Source organism: Pseudomonas sp. WS 5079 (assembly GCF_012985465.1).
In the GTDB taxonomy this organism is placed as follows: Bacteria; Pseudomonadota; Gammaproteobacteria; order Pseudomonadales; family Pseudomonadaceae; genus Aquipseudomonas.
Genome location: NZ_JAAQWN010000003.1, coordinates 530,991 through 549,180, shown reverse-complemented (window position 1 = coordinate 549,180; position 18,190 = coordinate 530,991). Strand labels below are relative to the sequence as shown.

At 62.2% G+C, this 18,190-nt stretch carries 14 protein-coding genes; 13 read left to right on the top strand and 1 reads right to left on the bottom strand.

What is annotated here, in order from left to right; all coding sequences use genetic code 11:
- The first annotated feature begins 79 nt into the window (after window positions 1-79).
- From HBO05_RS11155 to HBO05_RS11095, 13 genes are all read left to right on the top strand, one after another.
- Window positions 80-1,750 carry a PleD family two-component system response regulator gene (locus tag HBO05_RS11155; RefSeq protein ID WP_172312638.1) on the top strand — a complete coding sequence of 557 codons (1,671 nt, stop codon included), beginning with the start codon at window positions 80-82 and terminating at the stop codon, window positions 1,748-1,750.
- A gap of 54 nt (window positions 1,751-1,804) precedes the next feature.
- A complete protein-coding gene (locus tag HBO05_RS11150; protein WP_172312636.1) occupies window positions 1,805-3,766 on the top strand; it encodes a methyl-accepting chemotaxis protein in 1,962 nt (653 codons plus the stop codon).
- Between the two features lie 297 nt (window positions 3,767-4,063).
- Window positions 4,064-4,519 carry a type II 3-dehydroquinate dehydratase gene (gene aroQ, locus HBO05_RS11145; RefSeq protein ID WP_170042526.1) on the top strand — a complete coding sequence of 152 codons (456 nt, stop codon included), beginning with the start codon at window positions 4,064-4,066 and terminating at the stop codon, window positions 4,517-4,519.
- Window positions 4,520-4,543: 24 nt separating this feature from the next.
- Window positions 4,544-5,008 (top strand): acetyl-CoA carboxylase biotin carboxyl carrier protein, encoded by a 465-nt coding sequence (gene accB / locus HBO05_RS11140; protein WP_029297651.1) that lies wholly within the window; start codon window positions 4,544-4,546, stop codon window positions 5,006-5,008.
- Window positions 5,009-5,025: 17 nt separating this feature from the next.
- Complete coding sequence (accC, locus tag HBO05_RS11135; RefSeq protein ID WP_003188188.1) at window positions 5,026-6,387, top strand: acetyl-CoA carboxylase biotin carboxylase subunit; 1,362 nt, start codon at window positions 5,026-5,028, stop codon at window positions 6,385-6,387.
- Window positions 6,388-6,660: 273 nt separating this feature from the next.
- On the top strand, window positions 6,661-7,539 hold the full coding sequence (gene prmA / locus HBO05_RS11130; protein ID WP_170058633.1) for a 50S ribosomal protein L11 methyltransferase: 879 nt from the start codon (window positions 6,661-6,663) through the stop codon (window positions 7,537-7,539).
- A 30-nt stretch (window positions 7,540-7,569) separates the two neighbouring features.
- Entirely contained in the window at window positions 7,570-8,778 is a 1,209-nt protein-coding gene (locus tag HBO05_RS11125) for a DUF3426 domain-containing protein (protein WP_170058632.1), read from the top strand.
- Between the two features lie 186 nt (window positions 8,779-8,964).
- Window positions 8,965-9,978 (top strand): tRNA dihydrouridine synthase DusB, encoded by a 1,014-nt coding sequence (gene dusB, locus HBO05_RS11120; RefSeq protein ID WP_169952057.1) that lies wholly within the window; start codon window positions 8,965-8,967, stop codon window positions 9,976-9,978.
- The gene (fis, locus tag HBO05_RS11115) at window positions 9,975-10,295 is read left to right on the top strand and encodes a DNA-binding transcriptional regulator Fis (RefSeq protein WP_003186237.1); all 321 of its coding nucleotides are present in this window, start codon (window positions 9,975-9,977) and stop codon (window positions 10,293-10,295) included. The genes dusB and fis overlap by 4 nt, the downstream gene beginning before the upstream one ends.
- A gap of 81 nt (window positions 10,296-10,376) precedes the next feature.
- On the top strand, window positions 10,377-11,984 hold the full coding sequence (gene purH, locus HBO05_RS11110) for a bifunctional phosphoribosylaminoimidazolecarboxamide formyltransferase/IMP cyclohydrolase (RefSeq protein ID WP_172312634.1): 1,608 nt from the start codon (window positions 10,377-10,379) through the stop codon (window positions 11,982-11,984).
- 155 nt (window positions 11,985-12,139) lie between these two features.
- Window positions 12,140-13,432 (top strand): phosphoribosylamine--glycine ligase, encoded by a 1,293-nt coding sequence (gene purD / locus HBO05_RS11105; RefSeq protein ID WP_170042520.1) that lies wholly within the window; start codon window positions 12,140-12,142, stop codon window positions 13,430-13,432.
- A 102-nt stretch (window positions 13,433-13,534) separates the two neighbouring features.
- On the top strand, window positions 13,535-16,312 hold the full coding sequence (locus HBO05_RS11100) for a hybrid sensor histidine kinase/response regulator (RefSeq protein ID WP_172312632.1): 2,778 nt from the start codon (window positions 13,535-13,537) through the stop codon (window positions 16,310-16,312).
- A 233-nt stretch (window positions 16,313-16,545) separates the two neighbouring features.
- Complete coding sequence (locus HBO05_RS11095) at window positions 16,546-17,142, top strand: MarC family protein (protein ID WP_003171467.1); 597 nt, start codon at window positions 16,546-16,548, stop codon at window positions 17,140-17,142.
- 8 nt (window positions 17,143-17,150) lie between these two features.
- Here the strand turns inward: HBO05_RS11095 and HBO05_RS11090 are convergent, their stop codons facing one another.
- The gene (locus HBO05_RS11090) at window positions 17,151-17,933 is read right to left on the bottom strand and encodes a hypothetical protein (RefSeq protein WP_169952065.1); all 783 of its coding nucleotides are present in this window, start codon (window positions 17,931-17,933) and stop codon (window positions 17,151-17,153) included.
- Between the last annotated feature and the right edge of the window lie 257 nt (window positions 17,934-18,190).

Here is an 18,190-nt window from a genome sequence, read left to right as displayed (position 1 = left end):
CACTCGTGCGATTGAAAAGAGGTGCTAGCATAGAGCCACCAGTCGACCTCAGCATGCACCCTTACCTAGTAGTCAGGATATGACCGAGCCAGAAGACCCAAGCCGTGAGCGTCTCAAGCACCACTTTGCCCAGCGGGTAATTCATCAGGCGCGTCAAATTCTTGAGATCTGGCAGCGTTTGCAGCGCAGCGAATGGTCGAACGCCGAATTGAACGAACTCAGCGAGGCCAATCTGCGCCTGCTGCGTTTTGCCGAGCGCTTTGAACAACCCGAGCATGGCCAACTGGCCCGGCACATCATCGAGTCGCTCAAAGCGGTGGATGAAAACCGCGGCCGCCTGAGCAGCCACCTGATCACCGACCTCAACCGCTTGATGCAGCGCCTGTCACGAACCGGCCTGCGCCAGGGCGACCAGTTGGACCAGACCTTCCTGCCGCCGATGCGCAAGCCGATCTACGTGATGCTGGCCGATCACGACCGTGCCGAGCGCCTGGCCAAGCAGCTGGAATTCTTTGGCTTGAGCGCGCAGTCCCTGGACAGCGTGGCCGCGTTCCGCTCGTCCATGGCCGAACGCCTGCCGGCGGCGATTGTGATGGACGTGGACTTCTGCGGCGCCGGCCTGGGCCTGAAACTGGCCGCCGAAGCCCAGGAAGGCCTGGAGCAGAAACTGCCGCTGTTGTTCTTCAGCCTGCACGAAACCGACACCCCCACCCGCCTGGCGGCGGTGCGCGCCGGTGGCCAGGAGTTCCTCACCGGGACCCTGGAAGCCTCGAGCCTGCTGGAAAAAATCGAGGTACTGACCTGCGTCGCCCAGTACGAACCTTATAAAGTGCTGATCATCGACGACTCCCGCGCCCAGGCGATGCACACCGAGCGCCTGCTCAACAGCGCCGGGATCGTCACCCGGACCCTGATCGAGCCGATCCAGGCCATGGCCGAGCTGGCAGACTTCCAGCCCGACCTGATCATCCTCGACATGTACATGCCGGCCTGCACCGGTACGGAACTGGCCAAGGTGATTCGCCACAATGACCGTTATGTCAGCGTGCCGATCATCTACCTGTCGGCCGAAGACGACCTGGATAAACAGCTGGATGCCATGAGCGAAGGCGGCGACGACTTCCTCACCAAGCCAATCAAGCCGCGCCACCTGATCACCACCGTGCGCAACCGCGCCGCCCGCGCCCGCCATCTCAAGGCGCGGATGGTGCGCGACAGCCTGACCGGCCTGTACAACCACACCCATATCCTGCAACTGCTGGAAGACTGCAGCTTCCGCTCGCGCCGCGAGAACAAGCCGCTGAGCTTTGCCATGCTCGACATTGACCACTTCAAGCGGGTCAACGACAGCCACGGCCACCCCATGGGCGACCGCGTGATCAAGAGCCTGGCGCTGTTTCTCAAGCAACGCCTGCGCAAGACCGACTACATCGGCCGTTACGGCGGCGAAGAGTTCGCCATTGTGATGCCCGACACCGACCTGGACGCGGCCTGCAAAGTGCTCGACGAAATCCGTGGGCGCTTTGCCGAAATTCACTACCCGGCCCAGCCCCAGGATTTGTGGTGCACCTTCAGCGCCGGTGTGGTCGAGCTGTGCGATGGCTCTGACAGCTTGATGATGGCCGCCCAGGCCGACGAGGCGCTGTACCGCGCCAAGGATGCCGGGCGTAACCGGGTGCACGCCGCAGGCGCCTCAAGGCAAAGTGCCACCTTTTCATCGGATTCCACCCAATCCGTCATAACCTTGTAACGAAAACGCAATAACTTCAGGCACTTATCTTTCCGCCGTTGGTTGAAACCACGCATGCGCCTGAAGCTGCTGACGAATCTGAACACCCTTCTGCTGGTCGCCGTTTGCCTGGCCCTGGGCGCTACGCTCTGGTGGTCGCAGCGGGCCCTTGAGCGCCCGTACCTGTTGATGGAGCGCTACCTGGGCCTGTCCCAGGCCTTCCAGAACCAGACTGCGCGCAATATCGACGATTATCTTTCCAGCGGCGACGCCTTGCGCCTGAGCGCTGCCGGCCAGAGCCTGGAAAACCTGCTGCTGCACCTGGACGAGCTGCCGCCTGAGCTGACGCAAAAACTGCGGCCCGGCCTGCTCGACCTCGATGGCTTCAGCAAGACCGACCTGCTGGCCGCCGGCAAACTGGCCGGTGACCCACAAGCCCTGCTGCTGCAAGCCGAACGGGAGTTGGGGGCCAATCTGGAGCAATTGAGCCAGTACGCCATCGGCGTCAGCTCAGTAGACGCGCCGCGTTATCTGCCGCCGTTGCTCGCCGCCTCCCAGCATCTGGGCCGACTATCCCTGGCACGGGACAAACTGGTGAGCAGCGGGCGCAGCGAACTGGCCGACGATGTAGAGCGCGAACTGGCCAACATCCGCAGCCAGGCTGATCAGCTTGGGCAACTGCCGCTGCTGGGCGTGACCGCCAGCAGTGCCTCCAACAGCGATGATTTTTCGGCGCTGATGGGCCTGGAAAGCAGCGAAACCACAGCCGCCGAAGACACCGGCGTGGGCCTCAAGCGCGAGCTCAACAGCCTGCTCACGCGCTACCCGGCCGAACTGGCGCGCACCCGCGAGCAAATCCACAAACGCACTGAGCTGGCCGCCGCCACCCATCTGAAAATCGACACCGTGCAGCAAGCCATTGCCGCACTGGAGCCCGAAGTGCGCGCCCAGCACGCCAGAATCCAGGGCGAAGTGCGGGTGATCCAAGGCGTGATGATTGGCCTGATCCTGCTGATCGCCCTGCTCATCGACACCCTGCAACGGCGCCTGGCGCGGGTGCTGACCAGCCTGGCGCCGGCCCTGTCGACCTGGGCCGAGGGTGACTTCAGCCAAGAGATAGCCCTGGGTGCGACCAACCGCGAACTGCATGATATTGAAGCCTCGCTCAATCGCCTGCGGGCTTACCTGGTGAACCTGGTGGGCACTATTCGCACGAATGCCGAGCAAGTGGCCGGCAGCAGCCGCGCCCTGGCCGAACTGAGCGGCGGCCTGCATGACGGGGCCGAACGCCAGGCCGGGGACACTGCGCAAATCCGTGATTCATTGGGCGAGTTGGAGGCCACTATCCAGCAGGTTGCCGGTGACGCCAGCCAGGCCGCCGGGGCCAGCCGCAGTGCCGGCGAGGCCGTGGAACATGGCCAACGGGTGATCGGCTTGAGCCTCACCGGCCTGCACGCGCTGGTGGGCGAAGTGCAAGACAATGCGCAGATGATCGAAAAACTCGCCGAAGAGTCCGCAACCATTGGCAGCGTGCTTACGGTGATTCGCTCGATTGCCGACCAGACCAACCTGCTGGCACTCAACGCCGCCATCGAAGCGGCCCGCGCCGGTGAGGCCGGGCGCGGGTTTGCGGTGGTTGCCGACGAAGTACGCTCCCTGGCCCAGCGCACGGCAGGCGCCACCGCCGAGATCCAGACCCTGATTGCCGGCCTGCAGACCGCAGCCCGGCAATCGGTGGAAGGCATGCGCGCCCAGGTCGAACACGCCGAAGCCACCGCCCAGCAGGCCCAGGCGGCCGACGGCGCGCTGGATGAAATCGTCGGCGCGATCCAGACCATTTCCGACACCGCCACCCGGATTGCCGAGGTGACGGCCCAACAGAGCGGCGCGGTCAGTGAAATCCGCGATAACAGCGAGCGCATCCACCAGTTGGGCGAGGACAACCTGCTGCGGATCGGCCAGGGCCGCCGCCAGGGCGAGCATCTGTTGGTGCTCGGCGGGCAGCTTAATACGGCGGTGCAGGCATTTCGCGTCTGACGCCATCTCCCGCCCCATGAAGATCAAATGTAGGAGCTGGCTTGCCTGCGATAGCGGTGGATCAGTAGCCGATTAGTCGCCTGGCACACCGCTATCGCAGGCAAGCCAGCTCCTACAGTCGATCTTCATTGCTTTCCAGACCGTATTACCAATGACCGGATCGTGCGCCCCAGTCACATACTTTGCGCAATCCTCGCTAATCGTGCTGGCTATTGCAGAGAACTGGACAGTCACAAAGGCTTTGCGGCATAGTCGCCGGGTTCTGACGTACCTACCTCCAATAACAAGGAACAGCCGATGGCGACCTTACTGGTTCTGCACGGACCCAACCTGAACCTGCTCGGCACCCGCGAACCGGGTGTGTACGGTGCAGTGACCCTCGAACAGATCAACCTCGATCTGGAACGACGGGCCCGTGAAGCCGGCCACCATCTGCTCTACCTGCAAAGCAATGCCGAGTATGAATTGATTGATCGCATTCACGCCGCGCGCAGCGAAGGCGTGGACTTTATCCTGATCAATCCCGCCGCTTTTACGCACACAAGCGTTGCATTACGTGACGCGCTGCTGGCGGTGAGCATCCCATTCATCGAAGTGCATTTATCGAACGTGCATAAACGCGAAGCTTTCCGCCATCACTCTTACTTCTCCGACGTAGCGGTAGGAGTGATCTGCGGCCTTGGCGCCAGCGGTTACCGACTGGCCCTGGAGGCCGCCCTGGAACACATTGAAGAACAGGCTATACGCCCCTGACCGACCCTTGGGAGTTGATGATTCATGGATATCCGTAAAGTTAAGAAACTGATCGAACTGCTGGAAGAATCCGGTATCGACGAGCTGGAAATCAAGGAAGGCGAAGAGTCCGTACGGATTAGCCGTCACAGCAAGACCCCGGCCCAACAGTTCTACGCGCCACAGATGCAAGCGCCGGCGCCAGCCGCCGCTGCTCCAGCCGCCGCGCCTGCTGCTGCCGCTGCACCTGCCGCACCAGCAGCGCCTGTGCTGAACGGTTTCGTGGTCAAGTCGCCAATGGTCGGTACTTTCTACCGCACCCCGGCACCGACCTCGCCAGCCTTCGTTGAAGTGGGCAAGACCGTGAAAGTGGGCGACACCATCTGCATCGTGGAAGCGATGAAGATGATGAACCACATCACGGCCGAAAAAGCCGGCGTCATCGAATCCATCCTGGTAGAAAACGGTCAGCCGGTTGAGTACGACCAGCCGCTGTTCACCATCGTTTGAACCGCGGAGCGCCTTCGATGTTGAAACCTGCGAAGAAACTGCAAAAAGTCCTGATCGCCAACCGCGGCGAGATCGCGCTGCGGATCCTGCGCGCCTGTAAGGAAGAGGGCATCAAGACCGTCGCTGTTTACTCGACGGCCGATACCGAATTGATGCACGTGAAACTGGCGGACGAAAGCATCTGCATCGGCCCGCCACTGGCCACGAACTCGTACCTGAAGGTCTCGAACATCATCGCTGCGGCGGAAGTGACCGGCGCTGATGGCATCCACCCTGGCTACGGCTTCCTCGCGGAAAACGCCGATTTCGCCGAACAGGTGGAAAAATCCGGCTTCGCCTTCATCGGCCCGAAAGCCGAGACCATTCGCCTGATGGGCGACAAGGTGTCGGCCAAGGACGCCATGATCGCAGCCGGCGTGCCTACCGTTCCAGGCTCCGACGGCCCACTGCCCGAGGACGAGGAAACCGCCCTGCGCATTGGTCGTGAAGTCGGTTACCCGGTGATCATCAAGGCCGCCGGCGGCGGTGGTGGTCGCGGCATGCGCGTGGTGCACAAGGAAGAAGACCTGATCGAAGCGGCCAAGCAGACTCGCTCCGAGGCGGGCGCCTGGTTCGGCAACCCGATGGTCTACCTGGAAAAATACCTGACCAACCCACGTCACGTGGAAGTCCAGGTACTGTCCGACGGCCAGGGCCACGCCATCCACCTGGGCGACCGCGATTGCTCGCTGCAACGCCGTCACCAGAAGGTCCTGGAAGAAGCTCCGGCACCGGGCCTGGATGAAAAGGCGCGTCAGGAAGTCCTGGCACGCTGCGTCAAGGCTTGCATCGATATCAACTACCGTGGCGCCGGGACTTTCGAGTTCCTCTACGAGAACGGCCGCTTCTACTTCATCGAGATGAACACTCGTGTGCAGGTAGAGCACCCGGTTTCGGAGATGGTCACCGGTATCGACATCGTCAAGGAGATGCTGAGCATCGCCGCTGGCAACGTGCTGTCCTTCACCCAGGACGACGTGAAGATGCACGGTCACTCCCTGGAGTGCCGGATCAACGCCGAAGACCCGAAAACCTTTATCCCGAGTCCAGGCCTGGTCAAGCATTTCCATGCACCCGGCGGCAACGGCGTTCGCGTCGATTCGCACCTGTACAGCGGCTACAAGGTTCCGTCCAACTACGACTCGTTGATCGGCAAGCTGATCACCTGGGGCGCCACTCGCGACGAGGCCATGGCCCGTATGCGCAATGCCCTGGACGAAATCGTGGTCGACGGCATCAAGACCAACATCCCCCTGCATCGGGATCTGGTTCGTGATGAAGGCTTCTGCGAAGGTGGTGTGAACATTCACTACCTGGAACACAAGCTGGCCAACCAGTAAGTTTGTGCTCCACCCACAAAACCGCCTTCGGGCGGTTTTGTCGTTTATGCGCACACAAGAACACCACAAAACCCTGTAGGAGCTGGCTTGCCTGCGATAGCGGTAGGCCTGGCACTGATGAGCAAGCTGACACCCCGCCATCGCAGGCAAGCCAGCTCCCACATTTGGCTCCCGTGCTGTCAGTGGTGTCGTCTTCTGGCCTGCTCTCGCGTAAACTTGCGCCCTTTCGCAGCCCCACCCCGCTGCACACTCATTTTTTCAAAGGTGCCCGCCATGCCTTGGCTGCAAGTCCGTCTCGCCATCAGCCCAGAACAAGCCGAAACCTATGAAGACGCGTTCCTCGAAGTGGGCGCCGTGTCGGTGACCTTCATGGACGCCGAAGACCAGCCGATTTTCGAGCCTGAGCTGAACACCACCCCGCTGTGGTCCCACACCCACTTGCTGGCGCTGTTCGAAGACGGCACCGACGCCAGCAGCGTGTTTGCCCACATGGAACTGCTCACCGGCGGCCCGCTGCCCGAGCACCATAGCGAAGTGATCGAAGACCAGGACTGGGAACGCAGTTGGATGGACAACTTCCAGCCTATGCGTTTCGGCCAGCGCCTGTGGATCGTGCCAAGCTGGCATGCGGCCCCGGAGCCTGAGGCAGTCAACCTGCTGCTGGACCCGGGCCTGGCGTTCGGCACCGGCACCCACCCCACCACCGCCCTGTGCCTGGAATGGCTCGATGGCCAGGACTTGCAAGGCTGCAACGTGTTGGACTTCGGCTGCGGCTCGGGGATCCTGGCCATCGCCGCGCTGCTGCTGGGCGCCAAGGAAGCCGTCGGCACCGACATCGACGTGCAGGCCCTGGAAGCCTCCCGCGATAACGCCGGGCGCAACAACATCCCTGAAGGCAAATTCCCACTGTACCTGCCGGAGCAATTGCCCCAGGTGCAGGCCGACGTACTGGTCGCCAATATCCTCGCCGGGCCGCTGGTCTCACTGGCCCCGCAACTGTCGAGCCTGGTCAAGCCGGGCGGGCGCCTGGCGCTGTCGGGGATCCTCGCCGAGCAGGGCGAAGAAGTCGCCGCCGCCTATGCCCAGGACTTCGACCTGGACCCCATCGCCAACCGCGATGGCTGGGTACGCATCAGCGGTCGTCGGCGCTAGAATGAGCGCCTGCATGAATCGGATGGCCGCATGACCGACAGTTTTGTCACCCAGTGCCCGCATTGCCAAACCCGTTTCCGCGTCAGCCATGCCCAGTTGAGCGTGGCCCGCGGCGTGGTTCGCTGCGGCTCTTGCCTGCAAGTGTTCAATGCCGCCCGGCAACTGCTGGAGCAGCGCGCCCACGCGCCTGAAACACCGGCCGCCGAAGCCCCGCCGCGCGCCATCAGCCAGAAGCAATGGACCGCCGAGGAGCTGGACCTGGACCACCTGGACCTCGACGAAGAACTGGCCAAGCTGGAACGCCGGGAAATCCAGCACACCCAGCCCCAGGGCAGCGAACGACGCCAGGCAGGCGCGGACCGCCGGCAAAAAGACGAGTCGATGAGCGCCAGCCGCGACACCGCCAAGGCTGAAGAAGAACAATGGGCCGCCAGCCTGTTCAGCGACCCACCGGACGAACGGGCTGCGACAATCGCCCACGCCGAGCAAGCCGCCGAACCGGCCCCAGCCCCCACGGGCAAAACCCAGCGTACCGAGCCCTCGATGTCCTTCGACATCCACGAGGTGGACGACGAGCCCGTACTGCATGCTGACGAGCCTCTCGACCCGCCCGAGCCCACGCTCAGCAGCGAGCTGGACGAACCCGAGCCTGAGCCACGCCGCAAGCGCACACGCGCCACGGGCAACGCCCATGACGAGATGCTGCAGGACCTGGAAGACGACCCGCTGCACCTGTACACCGGCAAACGCCCGGCCGGCTGGGGCCGCCGCCTGCTCTGGCTGACCCTGGTGCTGCTGGCCGCCGCCGCCCTCGCTGGCCAGTACATCGCCTATCAGTTCGACGACCTGGCCCGTCAGGACAAGTACCGGCCATGGTTCCAGGAACTGTGCCCGAAACTGGGCTGCACCGTGCCGTCGCGGGTCGATATTGCCCATATCAAGAGCAGCAACCTGGTGGTGCGCAGCCATCCCGAGTTCGCCGGCGCCCTGGTGGTGGATGCGATCATCTACAACCGTGCGACGTTCTCCCAGCCGTTCCCGCTGCTGGAGCTGCGTTTTGCCGACCTCAATGGCCGGATGATCGCCAGCCGGCGCTTCAAGCCCGCCGAGTACCTCAGCGGGGAGCTGGCCGGCCAGACCGAGATGCCGTCCCAGACCCCGATCCATATCGCCTTGGACATTCTCGACCCAGGCAACAAGGCTGTGAACTACAGTCTCAGTTTCCACTCCCCCGAGTGATTCGCAGCGCACGTCAAGGTTCGGACGGCAGGTTATTGACTTGCTCGTCCACGACCAAACCGCTGGCGATAAGAAAATAACTGCTCAGATTTTATCCAATTCAGCCTTTAACCAGTCATCGAGAGCGGGTATCATGCCAACCCTTTTTCGAACTCTAATGATCCGGCCCCACAACAGGGAAGTCCTATGTCGGCGGTACGCATCGGCCCATATACATTGCCAAACGCTTTGATTCTCGCCCCGATGGCGGGTGTCACCGACCAGCCCTTTCGTCAGCTGTGCAAACGTTTGGGCGCGGGCCTTGTAGTTTCGGAAATGGTCACCAGCGACATGAGCTTGTGGAACACCCGCAAATCGCGGATGCGCATGATCCACGAAGGTGATCCCGAGCCGCGCTCGGTACAGATCGCCGGTGGCGACGCGCAGATGCTGGCGGATGCAGCCCGGGCCAACGTGGAGCTGGGTGCACAGATTATTGATATCAACATGGGTTGCCCGGCAAAAAAGGTCTGCAACAAGGCCGCCGGCTCCGCCCTGTTGAAGGATGAGCAGTTGGTGGCCGAGATCCTGCACGCCGTGGTGGGTGCAGTGGATGTGCCGGTCACCCTGAAGATCCGCACCGGCTGGGACCGGGACAACAAGAACGGCCTGACGGTGGCGAAGATCGCCGAACAGGCAGGCATTACAGCGCTGGCGGTGCATGGCCGTACCCGTGCGGACCTTTATACCGGCGAGGCTGAATACGACACCATTGCTGCGATCAAGCAGGCGGTGTCGATTCCGGTCTTTGCCAACGGCGACATCGACTCGGCCGAGAAAGCCCGGCGCGTGCTGCACGCAACCGGTGCCGATGGGCTGTTGATCGGCCGGGCCGCCCAGGGGCGGCCATGGATTTTTCGTGAGATCGAGCACTTCCTGCGTACCGGCGAAATCATGCCGGCACCGGGGCTGATCGAGGTGGAACGTATTCTGCTAGAGCATCTGGCCGCCCTGCACACCTTCTATGGAGACGTGATGGGCGCGCGCATAGCTCGCAAGCATGTGGGTTGGTATCTCGCAACCCTGCCCGGCGCCAAAGAGTTTCGCGCCGGGTTCAATCGTTTGGATGAAACGCAAGCACAGGTCACCGCCGTTCGTGAGTTCTTTGCCGAACGAGACAAGAGCCTGAGAGCAGGGGACGCAGAAGGGGTGGCCGCATGACGATGATGACCGAGACTTTAGTGAGTGGAACAACACCCGTGAGCGACAACGTCAATTTGAAACAGCACCTCAACACGCCGAGCGAAGAAGGCCAGACCCTTCGCGGGAGCGTCGAGAAAGCGCTGCACAATTATTTCGCCCACCTTGAGGGCGCGGCCGTCACGGATGTGTACAACCTGGTGCTCTCCGAAGTCGAGGCGCCCTTGCTCGAAAGCGTGATGAACTACGTCAAGGGCAACCAGACCAAAGCCAGTGAGCTGCTGGGCCTGAACCGTGGGACCCTGCGCAAGAAGCTCAAACAGTACGATTTGCTGTAAGCATTCAATCAAACCAGAAAGGCGCCCGCGTAAAACCGGTCGCCTTTTTTGCTGACTCCTTTGCTTTTGATGGAAATTGAGATGACCGACCAGACTACCCGCCTGCCGATCCGCCGTGCCTTGATCAGTGTTTCCGACAAGACCGGGATCCTCGAATTTGCCCGGGAGCTGGAAGCCCTGGGCGTGGAAATCCTCTCCACGGGCGGGACCTTCAAACTGCTGCAGGACAACGGCGTGGCCGCAGTAGAAGTCGCGGACTACACCGGTTTCGCAGAAATGATGGACGGTCGGGTCAAGACCCTGCACCCGAAAATCCACGGCGGCATCCTCGGCCGTCGCGGTATCGACGATGCCATCATGAACGAGCACGGCATCAAGCCGATCGACCTGGTGGCCGTCAACCTCTACCCGTTCGAAGCCACCATCAACAAGCCAGGCTGCGACCTGCCGACCGCGATCGAAAACATCGATATCGGCGGCCCGACCATGGTGCGCTCGGCAGCCAAGAACCACAAAGACGTGGCCATCGTGGTCAACGCCAGCGACTACGCCCAGGTGTTGCAAAGCCTCAAAGCCGGCGGCCTGACCTACGCCCAGCGTTTCGACCTGATGCTCAAGGCCTTCGAACACACCGCCGCCTACGACGGCATGATCGCCAACTACATGGGCACCGTGAACCAGGCCGCCGAGACCCTGTCGACTTCCGGCCGCAGCCAGTTCCCGCGCACCTTCAACAGCCAGTTCATCAAGGCCCAGGAAATGCGCTACGGCGAGAACCCGCACCAGAGCGCGGCGTTCTACGTGGAAGCCAAGCCTGCCGAAGTGGGGATCGCCACCGCGACCCAACTGCAGGGCAAGGAGCTGTCCTACAACAATGTGGCTGACACCGACGCCGCGCTGGAATGTGTGAAGAGCTTCGTCAAGCCGGCCTGCGTGATCGTCAAGCACGCCAACCCGTGCGGCGTGGCGGTGAGCCCGGACGCTGAAGGCGGGATCCGCCAGGCCTACGAGCTGGCCTACGCCACCGATACCGAATCGGCATTCGGCGGCATCATCGCCTTCAACCGCGAACTGGATGCCGAGACTGCCAAGGCCATCGTCGAGCGTCAGTTCGTCGAAGTGATCATCGCCCCGTCCGTCAGCGAAGAGGCCCGTGCCATCGTTGCCGCCAAGGCCAATGTGCGCCTGCTGGCCTGCGGTGAGTGGTCGGCTGACCGCGCCGCTGCCTGGGACTACAAGCGCGTCAATGGTGGCTTGCTGGTACAGAGCCGCGACATCGGCATGATCGGCAGCCAGGACCTGAAAGTGGTGACCCAGCGCGCACCGACCGAGCAAGAGATCAACGACCTGATCTTCGCCTGGAAAGTGGCCAAGTACGTCAAGTCCAACGCCATCGTCTACGCCAAGAACCGCCAGACCATCGGTGTCGGCGCCGGCCAGATGAGCCGCGTGAACTCGGCGCGTATCGCGGCGATCAAGGCTGAACATGCCGGTTTGCAAGTCGCGGGTTCGGTGATGGCATCGGATGCGTTCTTCCCCTTCCGTGATGGCCTGGATAACGCTGCAAAAGCAGGTGTTACTGCGGTGATTCAACCGGGTGGCTCGATGCGTGATGCTGAGGTGATTGCCGCGGCTGATGAAGCCGGCATTGCCATGGTCTTCACCGGCATGCGCCACTTCCGCCACTGATCCAAATGTGGGTGGGGCTTATGTGGGAGCGGGCTTGCTCGCGAATGCGGTGTGTCATTCGACACATTCCTCACAGGCCCACCGCTTTCGCGAGCAAGCCCGCTCCCACATTTTAAAGCGCTCCAGCAGCGCCTACAGAATTTGAGGTTTTTGAAATGAATGTTTTGATCATTGGCAGCGGTGGCCGGGAACACGCCCTGGCTTGGAAAGTCGCCCAGGACCCACGCGTGCAGAAAGTCTTCGTCGCTCCCGGCAACGCCGGTACCGCCATTGAAGCCAAGTGCGAAAACGTCGCCATCGACGTCTTGGCCCTTGAGCAACTGGCTGACTTTGCCGAAAAGAACGTGTCCCTGACCATCGTTGGTCCGGAAGTGCCGCTGGTGGCGGGTGTCGTGGACCTGTTCCGCAGCCGTGGCCTGGACTGCTTCGGTCCGACCGCTGGCGCCGCCCAGTTGGAAGGCTCGAAAGCCTTCACCAAGGACTTTTTGGCGCGCCACAAGATCCCGACCGCCGACTACCAGAACTTCACCGAGATCGAGCCGGCCCTGGCTTATCTGCGCGAGAAAGGCGCCCCCATCGTGATCAAGGCCGATGGCCTGGCCGCCGGTAAAGGCGTGATCGTCGCGATGACCCTGCAAGAAGCCGAAGACGCGGTACGCGACATGCTCGCCGGCAACGCCTTCGGTGACGCCGGTTCGCGGGTGGTGATCGAAGAATTCCTCGACGGTGAAGAAGCCAGCTTTATCGTGATGGTCGACGGCAAGAACGTCTTGCCGATGGCCACCAGCCAGGACCACAAGCGCGTCGGCGACGGCGACACCGGCCCCAACACCGGCGGCATGGGTGCCTACTCCCCTGCCCCGGTGGTCACCGCCGACGTGCACCAGCGCGTCATGGACCTGGTGATCTGGCCGACCGTGCGCGGCATGGCCGATGAAGGCAATGTCTACACCGGCTTCCTGTACGCAGGCTTGATGATCGACAAGGCCGGCAACCCGAAAGTCATCGAGTTCAACTGCCGCTTCGGCGACCCGGAAACCCAGCCGGTGATGCTGCGCCTGCAGTCGAGCCTGGTGCTGTTGGTGGAAGCCGCCCTGGCGCAAGCGCTGGACAAGGTCGAAGCGCAGTGGGACCCACGCCCAAGCGTCGGCATCGTACTGGCCGCCGGTGGCTACCCTGCCGACTACGCCAAGGGCGACCTGATCCAGGGCCTGGACGCAGCGGCTACACTGGAAGGCAAAGTGTTCCACGCGGGTACCGCGCTCAAGGATGGCCAAGTCGTCACCGCAGGTGGCCGTGTACTGTGCGCCACCGCCATGGGCGCCAGTGTCGATGCCGCCCAGCAGCAAGCGTACAAGCTGGCCGCGAAGATCGACTGGCAGGGCTGTTTCTACCGCAAGGACATCGGCTACCGCGCCATTGCCCGTGAGCGGGGCGAAGATCAGTAAGCAGCTGTCCGTTCGGCTAGGCAGGGGCCTTTGGCCCTTGCCGTCCCATTACGGTCCCGCGCATAGTTAACCCCGTGCATCAACCTACGAAGGGATTTCGCCGTGCGCTGGCTCAGGATCGCCATAGTTTTTACAGTCAGCCTGCTGACCCTGCTCTGCCTTTTGCCGGCCCAGGCCGCCGCACAAGGTAGCGGCTGGGCGGTATTGCTTGATGAACAGGCCGACCTGCAACTGAGCGACATTCGCTCGGCACGCTACACCAACCAATTTAGCCCCATCGAACTGGACCGGATCACCGCAGCCGAGCCCAATGGTGCGCTGTGGGTACGTTTCAGGCTGCAGCCCGGCAAGCACGAGCAAGTGCTGCGGGTCTTCGCGCCGGACCTGGCGCACCTCAACCTGTATGTGCTGGACGGCGACACGCTGATCGAGCAAGTGAACACCGGCACCCGCCAACCCCAGGCCGAACGCCCGCTGCCGAGCAGCGACTTCATGCTGCCCTTGCCCCAGAGCCAGAAGCCCCTGGATGTATATGTGCGCCTGGTTTCGGAGCACGAGCTGCGGCCATACCTGACCCTCGAACCCGCCGTGATGGCCGCCGCCAACCAGACCCAGACCCTGGTCTATGGCCTGCTGTTCGGCTGCCTGCTGATGCTGATCCTGCACAACCTCACCCGCTACGCCTACCATCGTTCGCGCAGCAGCCTGTGGCTGGCGGCCTGCGAAGTGCTGCTGTTGCTCAGCCTGTTGCTGCTGCTCAACCTGCTGGGCCCCTGGCTGCCGAACTGGCACGCCGTGCAAACCCCGGGGGCCTATATGGCGTTGCTGCTGACCGCACCGTGCGGCCTGATGTTTGCCTACCGTTTCTTCGCGCCACTGGGCCCGCATCCACTGAACAAGCTGCTGATGGCGGACATCCTGCTGATCGTGCTGTGCGGCCTGTTGCTGCTGTTCGTCAACACCCTGCCACTGAACATCATCACCTATGCCCTGGTGGCGCTGGCCGGCCTGAGCATGCTGTTTGTCTCGGCCTACCACTGGCAAAAAGGCTACCGGCCGGCCCGCTTGTTCCTGCTGGCCATGGTGGTGTTCAACACCGGCACGCTGATTATCCTCCCGGCCCTGCTGGGCCTGACCCTGGTGGCCCCGCAAGGCCTGATCATCACCTTGCTGGCGGTGATCTGCGTCAGCGGCCTGCTGATGAGCCAGGCCCTGGGCGAGCGCCAGCGCAGCATAGTCGAGGACCGCTTCAGCCTCAGCCGCGACCTGGCTGCGAGCAACGCCGAAATCGCGGCCAAGGCCGAGTTCCTGGCGAAGATCAGCCACGAAATCCGCACCCCCATGAATGGCGTGCTGGGCATGACCGAGTTGCTGCTGGGCACGCCTTTGTCGGTCAAGCAGCGTGACTACGTGCAGACCATCCACAGCGCCGGTAATGAGTTGCTGACCCTGATCAACGAGATTCTCGACATCTCCAAGCTCGAGTCCGGGCAGATTGAACTGGACGATGTGCAGTTCGACCTCAACGCCCTGATCGAAGACTGCCTGAGTATCTTTCGCGCCAAGGCCGAGCAGCAGAACGTCGAGCTGATCAGCTTTATCCAGCCCCAGGTGCCCCGAGTCATCAGCGGCGACCCGACGCGCCTGCGCCAGGCCCTGTTGAGCCTGCTGGAAAATGCCCTGCAAAAGACCGACGAAGGCGAAGTGCTGATCGTGGTCGCCCTGGACGAGCGCAGCAGCAAACCGCGCCTGCGCATTGCCGTGCAAGACAGCGGCCTGCCGATGGAAGCTGCCGAGCGCGACGCCCTGCTGCACAGCGAACTGCACAGCAAGAATTTCCTCTCGGCCACCCGCCTCAGCGGCCACCTTGGCCTGGTGATCGCCCGCCAACTGATCCTGTTGATGAATGGCGAGTTCGGCATCAAGGCTGGCAGCCAGCAAGGCAGCACGCTATGGCTGACCTTGCCGCTGGACCCGGAGCGCCTGGAACACCCGACCTCCGACCTCGACGGCCCGCTGCAAGGCGCACGGGTGCTGGTGGTGGACGACAACGACACCTGCCGCAAGGTGCTGGTGCAGCAATGCACCGCCTGGGGCCTGAACGTCAGCGCCGTGCCCTCGGGCAAGGAAGCCCTGGCCCTGCTGCGCACCAAGGCGCACCTGCGCGATTATTTCGATGTGGTGCTGCTGGACCAGAACATGCCTGGCATGACCGGCATGCAACTGGCGGCGAAGATCAAGGAAGACCCGAGCCTGAACCACGACATCCTGCTGATCATGCTCACCGGTATCAGCAACGCGCCAAGCAAGATCATCGCGCGCAATTGCGGGATCAAGCGCATCCTCGCCAAACCGGTCGCGGGCTACACCCTCAAGACCACCCTGGCCGACGAGTTGACCCAGCGCAGCAAAGGCGTGGTGCAACCCCGCCACCCCGCGCCGAGCGCCCCGGTGGCCGTCACGGTGCCCAGCGATTTCCGCATCCTGGTGGCCGAAGACAACAGCATCTCCACCAAAGTGATTCGCGGCATGCTCGGCAAGCTCAACCTGCAACCCGACACCGCCAGCAACGGCGAGGAAGCCTTGCAGGCGATGAAGGCCCAGCGCTACGACCTGGTGTTGATGGATTGCGAAATGCCGATCCTCGATGGTTTCTCCGCGACCCAGCAGTTGCGGGTCTGGGAAGTCAGCAACCAGCGCACCCGCACGCCGGTGGTGGCGCTGACCGCGCACATCCTCTCGGAACACAAGGAACGCGCACGCCAGGCCGGGATGGATGGGCACATGGCCAAGCCGGTGGAGCTGTCGCAACTGCGCGAACTGGTAGAGTTCTGGGTGACGCAGCGTGAGCAGCCGGCAGAGCAGGCGCATACGTCCTGAATCACCACACATCCCTGCGGGTACCGGAGCTGGTTTGTGTAGGAGCTGGCTTGTGTGGGAGCTGGCTTGCCTGCGATAGCATCACCTGGATATACCTGATGTACCGAGGCGATGCTATCGCCGGCAAGCCCGCTCCTACACAACCCCACTCCCACATTGGTTCGCAGTCGCGCCTTCCGGCCTGCAAGCCTGATAAACTCTCCCTCGCCCTTCCTTCGCTGTGAGCTCCCACCATGCTCCACGTGTTGTTCAGCGTTTATTTGAAGATGCTGGTGCTGTATAGCCCCTTCTTCGTCCTGTCCTGCTTTATCAGCCTGACCCGTGGCTATTCCAGCAAGGAACGGCGGCGCCTGGCCTGGAAGGTCGCCTTGGCGACACTGGTGTCGAGCGTGTTGCTCTACCTGTTTGGCCGGGTGATTTTCAGTGTGTTTGGCATCACCGTGGATGCCTTCCGCATCGGCGCCGGCAGTGTGTTGTTTATCTCCGCCCTGGGCATGGCCCAGGGCAAGTCGGCAGTGCAGACCGACAACGTGCAGCAGGACGTGACCATCGTCCCCCTGACCATCCCCTTGACGGTCGGCCCCGGCACCATCGGTGCGCTGCTGGTGATGGGCGTCAGCCAGCCCCATTGGGATGACAAGCTCACCGCGATCCTGAGCATTGCCCTGGCCAGCCTGACGGTGGGCGTGGTGCTGTACTTGTCCAACCGCATCGAACGCATCCTCGGCGACCAAGGGCTGCAGATTGTCAGCCGCCTGATGGGCTTGTTCGTGTGCGCACTGGCAGCGCAGATCATCTTTACCGGAGTGCGCGGTTACCTGGTGCCCTGAGGCAACGGTCAGATCCGGTATTGGGCAATCGCCAGCAAGACCTTGTCGCCTGCACTCTCGCGCAACTGCTTGAGGGTTGCGTCGTTGACCACGGCGGGATTGAGCATCAGGCAGGTCTGGCCACTGTAGGCTTCGACCGTGGAACTGTCCCATTCAAAAAACGGCACCCCCACTTTCTTGCTCACGCCATGGGCGCTGTAGGTCACCAGCACCATCAACACCTCTCCGTCGACCTCAGAACAGGACGCCAGGCCAAAGTCGCCGCCCTCATGGTTGACGATATTGCGCTTGAACAGATCAAACGGTGCCGACAGCTGCTTCAACGCCTCGAAGGCATCCGCCGCCAACTTGGGCAGCGCCATGGCCAGGGAGCCCGACAGGAACGTCGAGGCCACCGTGGACGTGATGATGTTCAGCGCCGCCATCTGCACGCTCAGCCCCTTCACCGAAGTGGTGACCCGTTCGAAACTGCTGCGTATCGGCAACCACCCAAGGTTGCCCATGACCTTGATGAACTCGTCGTACCAGGCCTGCGTACCACGCCCCACTTTCAGCACATCACTCACGTAGCTACTGGCCAACAGGTAACTCTTGCGGGTGTATTCCTTGTTGAGGCGGCTCATACCCGCCACAAACGAAAACACACTGTTGTTGATCACCGCGCCATTCAAGTCGCCATCGGCCTGGGCGGGCCCTGGCGAACCCGACGGCTGACTGGTCAGTGGCAGCCGGTATGCCGCAATCAGCTTGTTCTTTTTCGCCACATCGATTCGTTTATGTTTGCGCTCCATAACTGTTTCTCCACAAAAACCCACACGGGCTTACAAGAAACACTAGTCGTGTGATTGAACTTTTTTCAGGGGGTACAAATAGGGTTATTTGGCCGTAGGAAAAACCTGCGCCCCTTGGCCCCCTCGCAAACACGGGGGATGGGGTGAAGCCTGATAACAGCAGGCTTACTTTCTGCAACTAAAAGGGAGGAACCGTTGATGGCATTGCGAAACGGCGGGGGTGAATGCAGAAATCTCTGTCATCGATGATTGGCGTT